A 13,425-nucleotide genomic window follows, 5' to 3' on the forward strand; every position below is an offset into this window, starting at 1 on the left:
CTTAACGGGCCACCTGTTAGCGACGGGTGGCCTGACCACGGGTTTCAGTACCGATGTTCGCCTCGCCGCCGTTGACGGCGCACGGCATCTATTCCCGATTAGTTGTTATTGCATTAATAGCCTTAGCCCCGGCTTTTCCTGAGCCTGCCGGGGCGATATTCAGAGATGCTGATATGTCCACACTAAGCCATACCCCACCCCATCACCCACCGCACGCTTACTGGAGCGGCATTTTCGCCATGACCCTGTGCGTCTTTGTGCTGGTGGCCTCCGAGTTTATGCCGGTCAGCCTGCTGACGCCGCTGGCCCGCGATCTGCAGGTCAGCGAGGGGCTGGCAGGCCAGGGGATCGCCATCTCTGGTGCACTGGCGGTGCTGACCAGCCTGAGTATCTCCTCCCTGGCCGGCGCGATAAACCGTAAAATCCTGTTGCAGGGAATGACGGTGCTGATGGCGGTCTCCGGCATCATTATCGCGCTGGCCCCGGACTACCCGGTCTATATCGCCGGACGCGCGCTGATCGGTGTTGCTATCGGCGGGTTCTGGTCAATGTCCGCCGCCACCGCGATCCGTCTGGTGCCGGCGCCGCAGGTGCCGCGCGCGCTGGCGATTTTCAACGGCGGTAACGCGCTGGCGACGGTGATCGCCGCCCCGCTGGGCAGCTATCTTGGTACCACCATCGGCTGGCGCGGGGCGTTTCTGTGCCTGGTACCGGTGGCGATCGTCGCCTTTATCTGGCAGGCGATCAGCCTGCCCGCAATGCCCGGCGATCAAGGCCCACGCTCCCACGGTACGGCGTTTCACCTGTTGAAGAGGCCGATCGTTGCCGTCGGTATGCTGGCCTGCGGGCTGTTCTTTATGGGGCAGTTTGCGTTATTCACCTACGTGCGCCCGTTCCTTGAGACGGTGACCCGGGTTGACGGGGCCGGCCTGTCGCTGATTCTTCTGGGGATTGGCGTGGCGGGTTTCATCGGCACGCTGGCGATTACCCCGTTCCTCAATGCGAAGTTCTACCCGACGCTGATCGCCATTCCGCTGCTGATGGCGGCAATCGTCGGCATGCTGCTCCTCAACAGACAGCTGGTCTGGCTGGTTGCGCTGCTGTTCGGCCTGTGGGGACTGCTGGCGACCGCAGCACCGACAGGATGGTGGACGTGGATTGCGCGTACCCTGCCCGGTGATGCCGAGGCGGCGGGCGGCCTGATGGTGGCAATGGTCCAGCTGTCGATTGCGCTGGGTTCAACGGTGGGCGGCGTTCTGTTTGATCATCTCGGCTGGCGGAGCACCTTTGCGATGAGCGGCGCGCTGCTGCTGGTTGCGGCGCTGCTGACCTGGCTGACTTCAGGGCAAAACAGCCGTCAGAAATAGCGGACAGGCTTAATCAACGTTACGCTTTTAACGGGGCCGTAAGGCCCCGCTACGGTTAACAGACTCGCCATCATCTCGCTGCTGTTTTCGCTGCTGAAAATAAACTGACGCAAGTGCTGGATTTTTGCACCAGTATTCGGCAAAGTAAAAGTATGTTGTAACTATTAAAGGTTCGCGTAATGAGTCAGTATGAAGCCGTCGATCGCCTGCACCGCTGCGTGGCGGAGCTGGAGCAGGAACTTGCCACTTTACAGCAGCAGATTGTTGCCCTGCGTCTGCTGGCCGCGCGGGTGTTTGTCTTACCGCCGGTGGAGAAAGGTCGCGAGCACGATCCGCTGCTGAAAATTGCCGTTGAGCAACAGCTCGGCCAGGCCGCGCTGCAGCGGGCGCTGGCCCACTACGGGCTGCTGTTTATGCAGCACCAGTCGGAGACAATCAGCACCAAATCGGCGGTACGCCTGCCCGGTGCCATCTGCCTGCAGGCCGATGATGTGCAGGCCGAAAGCCTGCGCCAGCAGGTGCAGCGGGTCAATCAGCTGAAGCAGGATCTGGAGCAGATTATCACCGTCGACTCCGGCCTGCCGAGCGAAGAGCGCTTCGAGTTTGTGCATCGCCACCAGCGCGGGCTGATCACCCTTAACGCCTATCGCGGCATTCCGCTGCTGGAGAGCCCGGACTCGGTGCGCTTCGGCTGGGCCAACAAGCATATTATTAAGAACGTCAGCCGCGCTGAGATACTGGAGAAACTGGAAAAAAGCCTGCAGGCCGGGCGTGCCGTCGCCCCCTGGACGCGTGAACAGTGGGCGGAGCGGGTATCGGAAGAGATGGATCTGCTGCGCGGGTTACCGGAAGGTGCGGCGCTGAAGATTAAACGGCCGGTAAAAGTGCAGCCGATTGCGCGGGTGTATGATGCGGAGTCAAAAAAACAGACCCAGCTGGCCTGCCCTTCCCCGCTGCTGGTGCTGTGCCGCGATGCCGCCAGCGTGCCGAAGCTGGGGGAGCTGCTGAACTACAACGCGGCGCAGATTACGCACCGCTATAAGCCGGAGGCGCAGATGCTGCACCTGGTGGTGCCAAGGCTGCATTTGTACAGTGACCGGGTGGAATAGCTTCAGGGGTATTTTTCGCGCCCCGTCTGTCGCCACGCGGTTACCAGGGCGGCATTGTAAAGTGACCCGATGGGATGGCCCGCGATCATCTCGCATACCCGTATAAATTAATCCGGCCGGAGAGGTATTCACCTAAGTAGACTTCACTGATTTTACTGAAGCCCTGTTCTGCAATTCTTGCTTCTAACCATGCGCTGTCCTTATTAATAATTTCCAGCAGGTCATGGTTCGCTAAACCGTCCACGATGATGGGATATCGAATATTTTCGTCGCCACTCTGAATAATGGTCAGCTGCCCATTCTGCTCAAGAACGACGCGCTTGAGCTGTTCCACTTCATAAACGCCGTTAGCCCTTAATTTAAACATCAGATCGTTGGCAGAAACCCCGTTGCGTAAACACTCCTTCACATTCACGGATCCATTATGTACTAACGTAATGGGTTTGCCATCGATGATTCTTTTGACGAAACGATTATGCTCTTTCGAAAACTTAAGAACAAAAACAAGCAAGGTCCATATAATCAACACCAGCACAAATTGCAGCACCGTAATTGACTCATTGTAAATCACGCCACCGATAATCCCACCCAAAACGTAGTTCTGAACCTGATCCATCGCCGATGAAGGGGCCAGGTTACCCTTCCCCATAAGATTAATTTGCACAATCAGGCACAGTATCCCCAGAGCCAGCTTGATCATAATAGGTGTGTAAAGAGTCATTTTATTCCTCAATTATTGACGATGGAGATGTCCGGATTGGTTAACCAGACCTCCACTAAGCTGTAGGTGGCTTGATCCGCACTTAGATTCACACGGTAATAACCGTCACCGACCTTAACGATCACGCCATCCGTCAGCTGTACTGAGCTGGCAAAAACAGCATTGACGCTGACGTTTTTTTCTTTGGACAACAGCCTTACAAAATTAACCATTTGTGATGACTGTGAATGTACGTTCTGGCTGTTGGTATAATCCGCATACTGAACGCCCGAGATGAAAAGCAGAAACAGGAAGGCGATGATCGTTAAATCCCGATATTTAGTCTGCAGGCGATGGCGCATATACAGGCTAAAGACGACGATCAGAACAAATAACGTGCTAAAGATAATAATATATTTCAGATAGTCATTCAGATTAGACTGCGCTTGTAGATAATTTATCCCATAAAACTTCATTCAGACACCGTTCCTGGTCGTTTAAAATTTTGCTGAGGCCATTATAGTAAATCATTATCAGCATGCTCTGCTACACCTGGCTCCCACGTCAGGCATTTTGCCTTCCCGATCTATGGCACCCAATGAAGAACAGAGAAAAACGGCCTGGAAACGGGGTGCAGGTGGCTGAACCCGACGATATCCGGTGGGTATATTATCCGGTTGGCTGCGGCTTCCCCTGCCTTGAGAGCACAGTGTCGGCCCGGCGATACCGCAATATGCGTGGCTATGACTCGGTCAGCGCCTTTATCACCATGCTAAGAAAGGTGCTGGGTAAGTCGCCTGCTTATTACTGACGCAACCAGGGCGTGAAGGTCAACCCGGTGATCAACCCTTCAGGGCTGAGCAGGCGGGTGACCCTTTGTCCCCAGGGCTCGGTACGGTTCGCCACCAGCAGACGAAAGCCCTTGTCGGCTAACACCTGGGTGGCAGCATCGAGATCCCGCACCTCATACTCAATCCATCCCTGCGGGATCGGCAGCTCGTCTGGCCACTGCTCAGTGCCAAAACATGAGGTGGCTGCCTGTGCCAGCGGCCAGACGGCAAAATGCTTAGCGCCCGATAGCGCGCCCTCTTCCGTCACCAGGTAATCGCTGTTGCCCTCCATCGGCTTCAGCGGCAGCCCCAGCGCCTGCAGATAAAACGCGGCGCTGGTTTCCGTACTCCGGGAGATGGGACCAAACCCGGCGATAAACATTACTTCAATTTCCGCTAAAAGCTGGGACATGGCTGCTTCCTTACGTGACTGAAAGAGTTTGATGTTTTTACTGCAGCAAAGGTGATCGCCACAAGGCATCTGAGCGCTAAAGTTCACAGAATAAATGCCGATAACCACATGACAATGGTAGGTTTTATCTTGATGCAAAGCAATGTAAACAGGATTATTTCAAGATAACCTTCCAGCATCGTATAAAAACATATAGCTCGATCTAAAGGGATCTCATGAAGATTAAATATGCAGTTCTGTTTCTCGCCGTGGCAATCACAGGTTGTAACGACAATAAGGAAGTGATCGGCTGTTCATCAGAAATGACCAAATCGACCCTGATCGATTTGATTAAAAAATCTGCTTTTGAAAGTTTATCTGCGCAAGTTGACAAATATCAGGATGTTACCAATCAGACCAAGAGAAGTGCTTTAGAAAAAATCAAGTTAACAATATCTGAAATATCGACCACCTCCAGTGATTCGGGCAGTACAATGAAAACCTGTGAAGCTACAGTGTCGATGAATATTCCCGCTGAAGAATACTCTAAGTTGTCTGAAGCGTACCGTTCTAACTTTGGCAGAAATCTCGATAAACAGTTGGAGAACCTGTCGCTCGAAAATAATGCAAACGTCTTTTCTAAGCGCATTGTTTATACCGCTCAGGCAACAGACGATCAGAAAAATGTTTTTGTGAAAGCGTCCTCTGATAATGCAATTTCATCAGGGGCAGGTCTGCTAACTGCATTATCAATTATCAATCCGATCGTCGAACAACAAAAAATTCAGCAGGAAAAAGAACAGCAACAAAGGCTCATCGAAGCACAACAACGGGCGCAGCAGAGGGAACAGCGCGTCCAGCCGCAGGTAGAGCTGAATACACTGCAACAAACTCAACAACAGGGTCAGCAAACGGCAAACCAACAATCGCCACAGAACATTGCTGACACCCTTTATCAATCAAGAATGCAATTCGCAAATGCTGATTCAGATTTAACTACCATCTGGAGTTCGCTCAGTCCGGAGAAGAAAAAAGAGTTGCTACCCTCTCAGCGCCAATGGATCAAAACTAAAGACGCAATGTGCGGGAAAGTGTCTATGCAGGGCACTGACTATGAAGTGAAAAAAATGGTCGATTGTCAGACCCAAATGACGTTTTCAAGAAATCAGTTTCTTAGAAATCAGTAAATCAGTGTCGGTCATCTTATAAGTGTCAGCCCTGACGTCCGCTTCTTCCTGATTGCCTCTCTGCTGAGGCAATCTGCTACCAGAAGCGGACATCTGCCATCACTTCTTCTTGTTCAGCATCGCCTGAAGATTGGCAAACGGATTATAGGTAGCGGCTTCAACATCATCCTGCGCGTCCTCGCCTGCCACCACCCGGGTGCCGTACTGGTCCGCTTCGGTGTACTTCGAATGTTCGTGATCGTGACAATAGAGGCATAACAGCTCCCAGTTGCTGCCATCTTCCGGGTTGTTGGTGTGATCGTGATCGATATGATGCACCGTCAGTTCACGCAGGTTGGAGTAGACAAACTCACGCGTGCAGCGCCCGCAGACCCACGGGTAGATTTTAAGCGCTTTCTCGCGGTAGCCGCTTTCGAGACGGGCATAGTTTTTGGGGATCAGGGCCATCGGGGAATACCTTTGGAAAAAGAGGATTTTGATAGTGGGGCTAATATATCGCAAAATGGGCAAAAGAGAGAAATGATCCCCCGCTTCATCACCGACTCGTTCAGGGTAATCGCTTTTTATGCGAATGATTAGCCAACTTCATGGCCTCGCCTCACACGCCCTGCGGTGTCCACTGTCAGAAGTACTCCTGCCGCGTTGCGGCGAAAATCACGATTTAACAGTGCTTGTAGCGTCAGGGTTACTAAAACGCTGTTCCCTGTACCAGATTTTTCGAGGGAGCTCAGCCTGGATTAAGCGTTCCGATCAATCATCTCTGATAACAACCTGAGATCTTAACCGACAGGCTGTCGATGCGGTTGCGGGGTTCCCGCAAAGCCAGATTTCCTGCAACTTCCGCCGTTGGTCTTCCGGGCTGGCCGCGGCTGGCGTTCTTTGTCTTTCTGGGGGGGAACCCCTGACTCATCTCATTGCTGCCGGCAGGAGGGGAACACACATCCCTGTGACGGAGAAGAACAAAAAGTGATGTGCAGAGACATGTTTTAATGAAGAAAAACTACGCATAATTTGATCTACTTGTGGCCGTTAGTTTTTTATTTCCCTTTGTATTTTAATCTTTATTCACGCGGAAAAGCTGAAAGAAACCCAACTTAAGAAGAAGATAAAAATGCAAGCGATTGTTATTGATCCCTGTAATTATACGCTAACCGGGCTGACACATTACTTCTCACATATTAATATATTTTTCGCAAGAAAAGTAACTTCCGCACAAGCTTACTGCACTGAATACCGGTCCGGACTGGTGTTTGTCAGTGAGAATTGCCTCTCTGAAGACAATCAGGAAACGCAGGAGCTGCGGGAGATGATTGCCAGTAATGCCGACTTTATCTTTTTAGTATTTATGTCAACTTCTGCCAGAAATTTTAAAGAGCATGTCTTTGTTCGTGAGAATCTGGTGTTCTTATCAAAGCACATCGGGTTGAATTCGTTGAAAACACTGGTTGACGACTATCTTAAGAAGGATGTGCTACATCCTTTATGCAACGACCGTCAGTCCCAGCCTGTAAAGCTGAGCAGAACAGAGTCGGTTATGCTGGAAATGTGGATGTCCTGTCATAGCACGCCGCATATCTCTGACGAACTGAACATTAAAAACAAGACCATTGCAGCACATGAAGGCAATATCAAAAGAAAAATAAAAACCAACAGCAAACAAATTATTCATCACGTATTCAGGCTGGCAAACAAGGTGAGCGGCGGTATCTGTGTTGACAGGGAAAGATTCCAGCAACAGTAAAGCAAGGGTTTACCGTTTTGAGTAAGGATTATGTCCCGCCAAAATTGTCACGCCAGACTTTAGGCGGCATATGGTACTTCTCCCGGAAATTCTTACTGAAGATAAACTGATTACTGAAACCACACTCCCATGCGACCCGATCAATACGCAGATGCGGGTGGTTTTCCAGCAGAGCTTTTGCTTTGGTTAAACGCAGATCTTTTATCGTTGCCATCACCGTCGTCCCCTGCTCTTTAAACGCCCTGTCCAGGCTGGAACGTGAATAGCGCAGAACGGTTGAAATCTGGTCTGGATTGAGCGCCTGCAGATGATAGTTCTGTTCGATCCAGGATCGGGCCGCGTTGTAAATGTGGCTAAGCGCACCTGATGAAATCAACCCCTTTTCCTTCGCCACATCCGTTAGCATCAGCATTGCCATATTGTGCAGGCCATCCAGAATTACCGACGCCTGTTTGACGTTGAGTAAGGCTCCCTGTTGATGTAACAGCAGCATATGTGATTTCATAAACGGCATCAGCGGATGATTTTCCAGCGAAACCGTCGGGTTGGTGAGCCTGCCATTAAATATGCCGTTAACGATCTCAATATCCGGGATCAGATAGACCTGATTCACGTCATTGCTTTCATAGGTGTAATAATCATTACGCTGATGAACGTTCAGCGTGCCCTGGCTGACCCTGGCGTGGGCTGACTTTTTCACCCCACGAATAGACTGATCGCCCTCCAGCAGAACGGAAAAGTAGAGCGAGGGCTTTGGCGATTTATGCGGGTCAAAGGTGGTGATATTGCGTGAACCCGTTGCGCTGCAGAAGTCACAGTTGATGCCGGAAATGGTTTTGTGCCGGGCAACGATCTCTTCCGGCCGGCGGTCATCTGCCACCGTTATGCCGTAACACTCCAGATTTTTAGCGATCTCCAGATAGCGATTTTCAGCAGGAATATCATCGACATCAAGCAGATGCTGAACATAGAGTTCTGTCGGTCTGGACATGCTGTTCTCTTGGCTTACCGGCGTTTAAAAACCACAAGTGGTTATTTATACGGCAAACTTAATGAAGAAGCTATGTACGAAGGGAACCTGTCTGTAGCCCAGCCAGCGAATTACGTTCACTTATAGGTAAGGAAAGCGGTTCTGGCTGATTACGCTGCTGTTTCGCCTGTGGGATTTGCCAGGCATCGCGTCCCCTGCGGGGTAGTTGAGTTTTTAGAAAATTTCGGCGCCAGGTTACTGACGCCGGCTTTAATGCTTAGTGTGCCCTCAGCCAACGTTTGCGGATTATCGATTAAAACTAAGCCGCTGGCTGAGTGACTAACTGACTAACTGACTAACTGACTAACTGACTAACTGACTAACTCCCAGCCTGACAGACTGACAGACTGACAGACTGACAGACTGACAGACTGACAGACTTAAGCTAATCAGATCTTAAGACTCCCCACCATCTCCTCCGGCTTAACCCAGGCATCAAACTCGGCTTCGGTCAGATACCCCAGCTTAAGCGCAGCGGCTTTCAGCGTAGAGCCTTCCTTGTGTGCCTTCTTGGCAATCTCGGCCGCTTTGTCATAGCCGATATGGGTGTTCAGCGCGGTAACCAGCATCAGCGAGTCGTTAAGCAGCTGGGTGATGCGGTCGCGGTTAGGCTCGATGCCGACCGCGCAGTGGTGGTTAAAGCTGTCCATACCGTCGGCCAGCAGGCGCACCGACTGCAGGAAGTTGTGAATCACCATCGGGCGGAACACGTTCAGTTCGAAGTTGCCGGAGGCACCGCCGATGTTGACCGCCACGTCGTTGCCCAGCACCTGGCAGCAGAGCATGGTCAGCGCTTCGCACTGGGTCGGGTTCACTTTGCCCGGCATGATCGAGCTGCCCGGTTCGTTTTCCGGGATGCTCAGTTCACCGATGCCGCTGCGCGGGCCGGAGGAGAGCCAGCGCACGTCGTTGGCGATTTTCATCAGCGAGGCCGCCAGCCCTTTCAGCGCGCCGTGGGCGTGAACCAGCGCATCGCAGGTGGCCAGCGCTTCAAATTTGTTGGGCGCGGTGACAAACGGCTGTTTGGTCAGCACGGCCAGCTCTTCCGCCACGCGCACGGCGTATTCCGGGTGGGTATTCAGGCCGGTGCCCACCGCGGTGCCGCCCAGCGCCAGCTCCGCCACGTGCGGCAGGCTCTGTTCAATATGTTTGAGGTTGTGGGCCAGCATCGCCACCCAGCCGGAGATCTCCTGGCCAAGCGTCAGCGGCGTGGCGTCCTGCAGGTGGGTACGGCCAATCTTCACCACGTCTTTAAAGGCTTCAGCCTTATCGTTCAGCGTTTTTTGTAGCACATGCAGTTGCGGGATCAGGTGCTCTTTTACCGCCACCACCGCCGCCACGTGCATCGCAGTCGGGAACACGTCGTTGGAGCTCTGGCTCTTGTTAACGTCGTCGTTCGGGTGCACCAGCCGCGACATGCCGCGCTCGCCGCCGAGGATCTCGCTGGCGCGGTTGGCCAGCACCTCGTTCATATTCATATTGGTTTGCGTGCCGGAGCCGGTCTGCCAGATCGCCAGCGGAAATTCACCGCCGTGCTTATCGGCCAGCACTTCGTCGGCCGCGCTGACGATGGCGTTAGCGCGTTCTGCCGGCAGCAGCCCGAGGTCGCTGTTGACCTTCGCCGCCGCGCGCTTGGTCAGCGCCAGCGCGTAGACCAGTTCGACGGGCATTTTTTCCGTGGAAATGCGAAAGTGTTCCAGGGAGCGCTGCGTCTGCGCGCCCCACAGTTTGTCAGCCGGTACCTCAATCGGGCCCATTGAGTCTTTTTCAATGCGGTTGGCAACCATTACTCTCTCCTTTAGCGCAATCATTATGATTAATCATAGCCCTGCTCTGCCGGGTTGCGGCAGCGGGCGCGGCAATCAGTTTACAGTCCGCAGCAAAAGATTATGCGACTCATTCGCATTTATTGCATCAGATTGTCTTTGCGATCACAAAAACATCCCCGTCGCCTTCCCGGCAGCACGCCCGGATAAGTGGCGATCCCTTAACCAGAATCAGTCTGCTGGCACTTATCCTGGCCAGGATTCAGAATTAGAGCATAGACCGGACGAAACTTCTTTTGTAAGCTGATGTAATAGAAAGGAAATGCCATCAGATTTGATCTGCCTGATTTTACGGGGGATCCCGGTGTCATTCCGATCGCCTTTTCTGGTTTAATAGCGGCCCTGCCCGCATCGTTACAAGGATGAATTACACCGATCATGCAAAAACTACTCAATACCGTGCAGAATTATGCCTGGGGAAGCACCACCGCGCTCAACGAGCTGTACGGCATTGCCAATCCGCAGGGCCTGCCGCAGGCCGAGCTGTGGATGGGCGCGCACCCGAAGAGCCCGTCATCGGTGGTGGTCGGGGGGGAGACGCGTTCACTGCGCGAGGTGATTAACGCCGACCAGCCTGCACAGCTGGGCGCACAGGTGGCGCAGCGCTTTGGCGAGCTGCCGTTCCTGTTTAAGGTGCTGTGCGCCGCTCAGCCGCTGTCGATTCAGGTACACCCAAGCAAAGCGGCCGCAGAGCTCGGCTTTGCCCGTGAAAACGCCGCCGGCATTCCGCTGGACGCCGCCCACCGCAACTATAAAGACGCCAACCATAAGCCGGAGCTGGTTTACGCGCTGACGCCGTTCAGCGCCATTAACGGCTTCCGCCCGCTGGCGGAGATCGCCGCGCTGCTGCAGCCGGTAGCGGATGCCCACCCGGCGATTGTCGCCTTCCTGGCGCAGCCGGACGCAGAGCAGCTGGCACAGCTGTTTGCCGCCCTGCTCTCAATGCAGGACGCGGAGAAACTGCAGGCGCTGACGGTGCTGCGCGCAGCGCTGAAAACCGAACAGGGCCAGCCGTGGCAGACCATCGCGCAGATCGCCGGGGTCTACCCGGACGACAGCGGCCTGTTCTCTCCGCTGCTGCTGAACGTGGTTGAGCTGCAGCCGGGTGAAGCAATGTTCCTGTTTGCCGAAACGCCGCACGCCTACCTGAACGGCGTGGCGCTGGAGATTATGGCCAACTCCGATAACGTGCTGCGCGCCGGGCTGACGCCGAAATATATCGACGTGCCGGAACTGCTGGATAATCTGCAGTTTGTTTCCCGCGCCGCGGACACCCTGCTGACCGCTCCGCAGGACGACGGACGCACGCAGAACTTCCCGATCCCGGTGGCCGATTTTGCCTTTACAATCCACCGCCTGAGCGCTGAACCGCTGAGCGTCAGCCAGCAGAGCGCGGCGATCCTGTTCTGCATCGAAGGCGAGGCCGTGCTGAGCACGGGCGGCCAGACGTTGCGTCTGCTGCCGGGCGAGTCGGCGTTTATCGCCGCCAGCGAGTCACCGTTAAGCGTCACGGGCAGTGGCCGGGTGGCGCGCGCGTTCAACGATCTCAACGCGCGCGGCTGACGCCAGCGCACATTATTGCTAAGCTGAGTAGCGAAGCAGAGGAAAAACGCCGTTCCGGCGTTTTTTTATTCGCCAGACAACTGGCCGCCGGAGATGCGAGACAGCTCCGGCGATGGTGACTAGAAAGGATGACATTACCGATGAAGAAAACCAGGATTGCAGTAGGCGTGGTGATTGCGTTGGGCGTGGTGTGGACCGGTGGCGCATGGCTGACCGGTAAGCAGCTGGAAAAGCATATGGACCAGGTGGTTGCCGACGCAAATGCGAAAATCGCCGAGGCCGCGCCGGAAAGCCGCCTGCAGCTGAGCTACCAGGACTATCAGCGTGGTCTGTTCAGCAGTTCCGCCCGCTTTGTGCTGCAGTCAAGCTCGCAAACCGAAGATAACTCCCTGCTGAAGCCGGGCCAGAGCGTAGTTTTTAAAGAGACTATCGACCACGGTCCGTTCCCGCTGGCACAGCTGAAAAAATTCAATCTGCTGCCGTCGATGGCTTCGGTACACAGCGAGCTGGAAAACACCGACGCGGTGAAGAAGCTGTTTGAGATGGCGCAGGGTAAATCGGTGGTGCAGGCGGAAACCCGCATCGGCTACGGCGGCAACACCGACTCGCGCATTCAGCTGCTGCCGGTGGATTACAACAACGTGCAGACCCACGAGCGCTTTGCCTTTGAAGGCGGCACGCTGGACATCAGCGCCGACGACAAGGGCGATAAGGTTGATATCAACGCCGATATCAAGAGCGTGGCGCTGAGCAGCAAAAATCAGCTGGATATGCCGATGCTGTTTACCGTAAACGGTCTGACCTTTGACGCCAACAGCAAGCTGAGCGAAGAAGGCCTGCGCATCGGCGATCAGAAGGTGGCGCTGAAAAGCTTCACCACCGCCGTATCCGGTAAAGACGTGCTGGCGCTGGAAGGGCTGAACGGTACTTCTAACTTCGACTCGAAAGATAACCGCGTCGGCGGTGAAGTGGCCTATACCCTCGATAGCCTCAAGCTGCAGGGCCAGGACTTTGGCCAGGGCAAGCTGGTGGTTAAGCTGGCCGACTTTGACGGTAAGGCGATGAAAGCGTTCTCCGCTAACTACAACAGTCAGGTGCAGGCGCTGGGCAACGATCCGGCGGTCGCGAACGACCCGGCGCTGTATCAGCAGCGCGTCAGCGAACTGCTGATGGCTAACCTGCCGCAGCTGCTGAAAGGCAGCCCGTCGGTGTCTATCGCACCGTTCAGCCTGAAAAACGACAAGGGCGAGAGCAGCTTTAACCTGAACACCCAGTTTAAAGAGCCGACGCCGGGCACCCCACCGGCCGACGATCCGGCACAGCGTCTGGACAGCGTACTCAAGTCGCTGGACAGCAAGCTGACCATCTCAATGCCGATGGCCACCGAGCTGATGACCCGCGCCGCGCTGGGCGAAGGTCATTCGCAGGAAGATGCGGCCAAACTGGCCGAGCAGCAGGTGAAAGGCCTGGCGGCGATGGGCCAGATGTTCCGCCTGACCACGCAGCAGGATGACAACATCATCACCAGCCTGCAGTACGCTAACGGCCAGGTAACAATGAACGGCGAGAAAATGCCGCTGGAGCAGTTCCTCACCCGCTATATGCTGGGCGGCGGAATGGCAGCGCCTTCGCTGTCCGAGTAACCTCCATAATTAAGGGCACCCTCGGGTGCCCTGCTTTA

12 protein-coding genes are annotated in these 13,425 nt (G+C 54.4%); 6 read left to right on the forward strand and 6 right to left on the reverse strand.

Going from position 1 to position 13,425, the window contains the following annotated elements:
• Positions 1–173: 173 nt before the first annotated feature.
• Both ASF13_RS21370 and tus read left to right on the forward strand, forming a co-directional pair.
• Complete coding sequence (locus ASF13_RS21370) at positions 174–1,367, forward strand: MFS transporter (protein ID WP_056241498.1); 1,194 nt, start codon at positions 174–176, stop codon at positions 1,365–1,367.
• Between the two features lie 179 nt (positions 1,368–1,546).
• A complete protein-coding gene (tus, locus tag ASF13_RS21375) occupies positions 1,547–2,476 on the forward strand; it encodes a DNA replication terminus site-binding protein (protein WP_056241503.1) in 930 nt (309 codons plus the stop codon).
• A gap of 85 nt (positions 2,477–2,561) precedes the next feature.
• Here the strand turns inward: tus and ASF13_RS21380 are convergent, their stop codons facing one another.
• The 3 genes from ASF13_RS21380 to ASF13_RS21390 all read right to left on the reverse strand — a co-directional run bounded on the left by ASF13_RS21380 (position 2,562) and on the right by ASF13_RS21390 (position 4,418).
• Positions 2,562–3,197 carry a DUF421 domain-containing protein gene (locus ASF13_RS21380; protein WP_056241506.1) on the reverse strand — a complete coding sequence of 212 codons (636 nt, stop codon included), beginning with the start codon at positions 3,195–3,197 and terminating at the stop codon, positions 2,562–2,564.
• 8 nt (positions 3,198–3,205) lie between these two features.
• A complete protein-coding gene (locus ASF13_RS21385) occupies positions 3,206–3,652 on the reverse strand; it encodes a DUF3290 domain-containing protein (RefSeq protein ID WP_056241508.1) in 447 nt (148 codons plus the stop codon).
• Positions 3,653–3,980: 328 nt separating this feature from the next.
• A complete protein-coding gene (locus ASF13_RS21390; RefSeq protein WP_056241511.1) occupies positions 3,981–4,418 on the reverse strand; it encodes a VOC family protein in 438 nt (145 codons plus the stop codon).
• Between the two features lie 215 nt (positions 4,419–4,633).
• On the opposite strand from ASF13_RS21390, the gene ASF13_RS21395 reads away from it, so the two are divergent.
• The gene (locus tag ASF13_RS21395) at positions 4,634–5,584 is read left to right on the forward strand and encodes a lysozyme inhibitor LprI family protein (protein WP_056241514.1); all 951 of its coding nucleotides are present in this window, start codon (positions 4,634–4,636) and stop codon (positions 5,582–5,584) included.
• A gap of 99 nt (positions 5,585–5,683) precedes the next feature.
• Here ASF13_RS21395 and yajD read toward each other — a convergent pair whose 3' ends face one another.
• Positions 5,684–6,031: an HNH nuclease YajD gene (gene yajD, locus ASF13_RS21400; protein WP_056241517.1), complete on the reverse strand. Its 348-nt coding sequence runs from the start codon at positions 6,029–6,031 to the stop codon at positions 5,684–5,686.
• 664 nt (positions 6,032–6,695) lie between these two features.
• Between yajD and rcsA the strand changes: the two genes are divergently transcribed.
• Positions 6,696–7,325, forward strand: coding sequence for a transcriptional regulator RcsA (rcsA, locus tag ASF13_RS21405; RefSeq protein WP_056241520.1), 630 nt, complete (start codon positions 6,696–6,698; stop codon positions 7,323–7,325).
• A 28-nt stretch (positions 7,326–7,353) separates the two neighbouring features.
• Here rcsA and ASF13_RS21410 read toward each other — a convergent pair whose 3' ends face one another.
• Positions 7,354–8,316: an AraC family transcriptional regulator gene (locus ASF13_RS21410; RefSeq protein WP_056241524.1), complete on the reverse strand. Its 963-nt coding sequence runs from the start codon at positions 8,314–8,316 to the stop codon at positions 7,354–7,356.
• Between the two features lie 428 nt (positions 8,317–8,744).
• Positions 8,745–10,142 (reverse strand): class II fumarate hydratase, encoded by a 1,398-nt coding sequence (gene fumC, locus ASF13_RS21415; protein ID WP_056241527.1) that lies wholly within the window; start codon positions 10,140–10,142, stop codon positions 8,745–8,747.
• A 417-nt stretch (positions 10,143–10,559) separates the two neighbouring features.
• Between fumC and manA the strand changes: the two genes are divergently transcribed.
• Together manA and ASF13_RS21425 are read left to right on the forward strand one after the other, a co-directional pair.
• The gene (gene manA / locus ASF13_RS21420; protein WP_056241530.1) at positions 10,560–11,744 is read left to right on the forward strand and encodes a mannose-6-phosphate isomerase; all 1,185 of its coding nucleotides are present in this window, start codon (positions 10,560–10,562) and stop codon (positions 11,742–11,744) included.
• A 140-nt stretch (positions 11,745–11,884) separates the two neighbouring features.
• Positions 11,885–13,387: a YdgA family protein gene (locus tag ASF13_RS21425; protein WP_056241532.1), complete on the forward strand. Its 1,503-nt coding sequence runs from the start codon at positions 11,885–11,887 to the stop codon at positions 13,385–13,387.
• Positions 13,388–13,425 lie beyond the last annotated feature (38 nt).

The organism is Erwinia sp. Leaf53, assembly GCF_001422605.1.
Lineage (GTDB): Bacteria > Pseudomonadota > Gammaproteobacteria > Enterobacterales > Enterobacteriaceae > Erwinia.

Excerpts from the sequence above, each read along its gene's own strand:
- ASF13_RS21370 (WP_056241498.1), top strand. The coding sequence starts at position 174 with ATGTCCACACTAAGCCATACCCCACCCCATCACCCACCGCACGCTTAC.
- tus (WP_056241503.1), top strand. The coding sequence starts at position 1,547 with ATGAGTCAGTATGAAGCCGTCGATCGCCTGCACCGCTGCGTGGCGGAG.
- ASF13_RS21380 (WP_056241506.1), bottom strand. The coding sequence starts at position 3,197 with ATGACTCTTTACACACCTATTATGATCAAGCTGGCTCTGGGGATACTG.
- ASF13_RS21385 (WP_056241508.1), bottom strand. The coding sequence starts at position 3,652 with ATGAAGTTTTATGGGATAAATTATCTACAAGCGCAGTCTAATCTGAAT.
- ASF13_RS21390 (WP_056241511.1), bottom strand. The coding sequence starts at position 4,418 with ATGTCCCAGCTTTTAGCGGAAATTGAAGTAATGTTTATCGCCGGGTTT.
- ASF13_RS21395 (WP_056241514.1), top strand. The coding sequence starts at position 4,634 with ATGAAGATTAAATATGCAGTTCTGTTTCTCGCCGTGGCAATCACAGGT.
- yajD (WP_056241517.1), bottom strand. The coding sequence starts at position 6,031 with ATGGCCCTGATCCCCAAAAACTATGCCCGTCTCGAAAGCGGCTACCGC.
- rcsA (WP_056241520.1), top strand. The coding sequence starts at position 6,696 with ATGCAAGCGATTGTTATTGATCCCTGTAATTATACGCTAACCGGGCTG.
- ASF13_RS21410 (WP_056241524.1), bottom strand. The coding sequence starts at position 8,316 with ATGTCCAGACCGACAGAACTCTATGTTCAGCATCTGCTTGATGTCGAT.
- fumC (WP_056241527.1), bottom strand. The coding sequence starts at position 10,142 with ATGGTTGCCAACCGCATTGAAAAAGACTCAATGGGCCCGATTGAGGTA.
- manA (WP_056241530.1), top strand. The coding sequence starts at position 10,560 with ATGCAAAAACTACTCAATACCGTGCAGAATTATGCCTGGGGAAGCACC.
- ASF13_RS21425 (WP_056241532.1), top strand. The coding sequence starts at position 11,885 with ATGAAGAAAACCAGGATTGCAGTAGGCGTGGTGATTGCGTTGGGCGTG.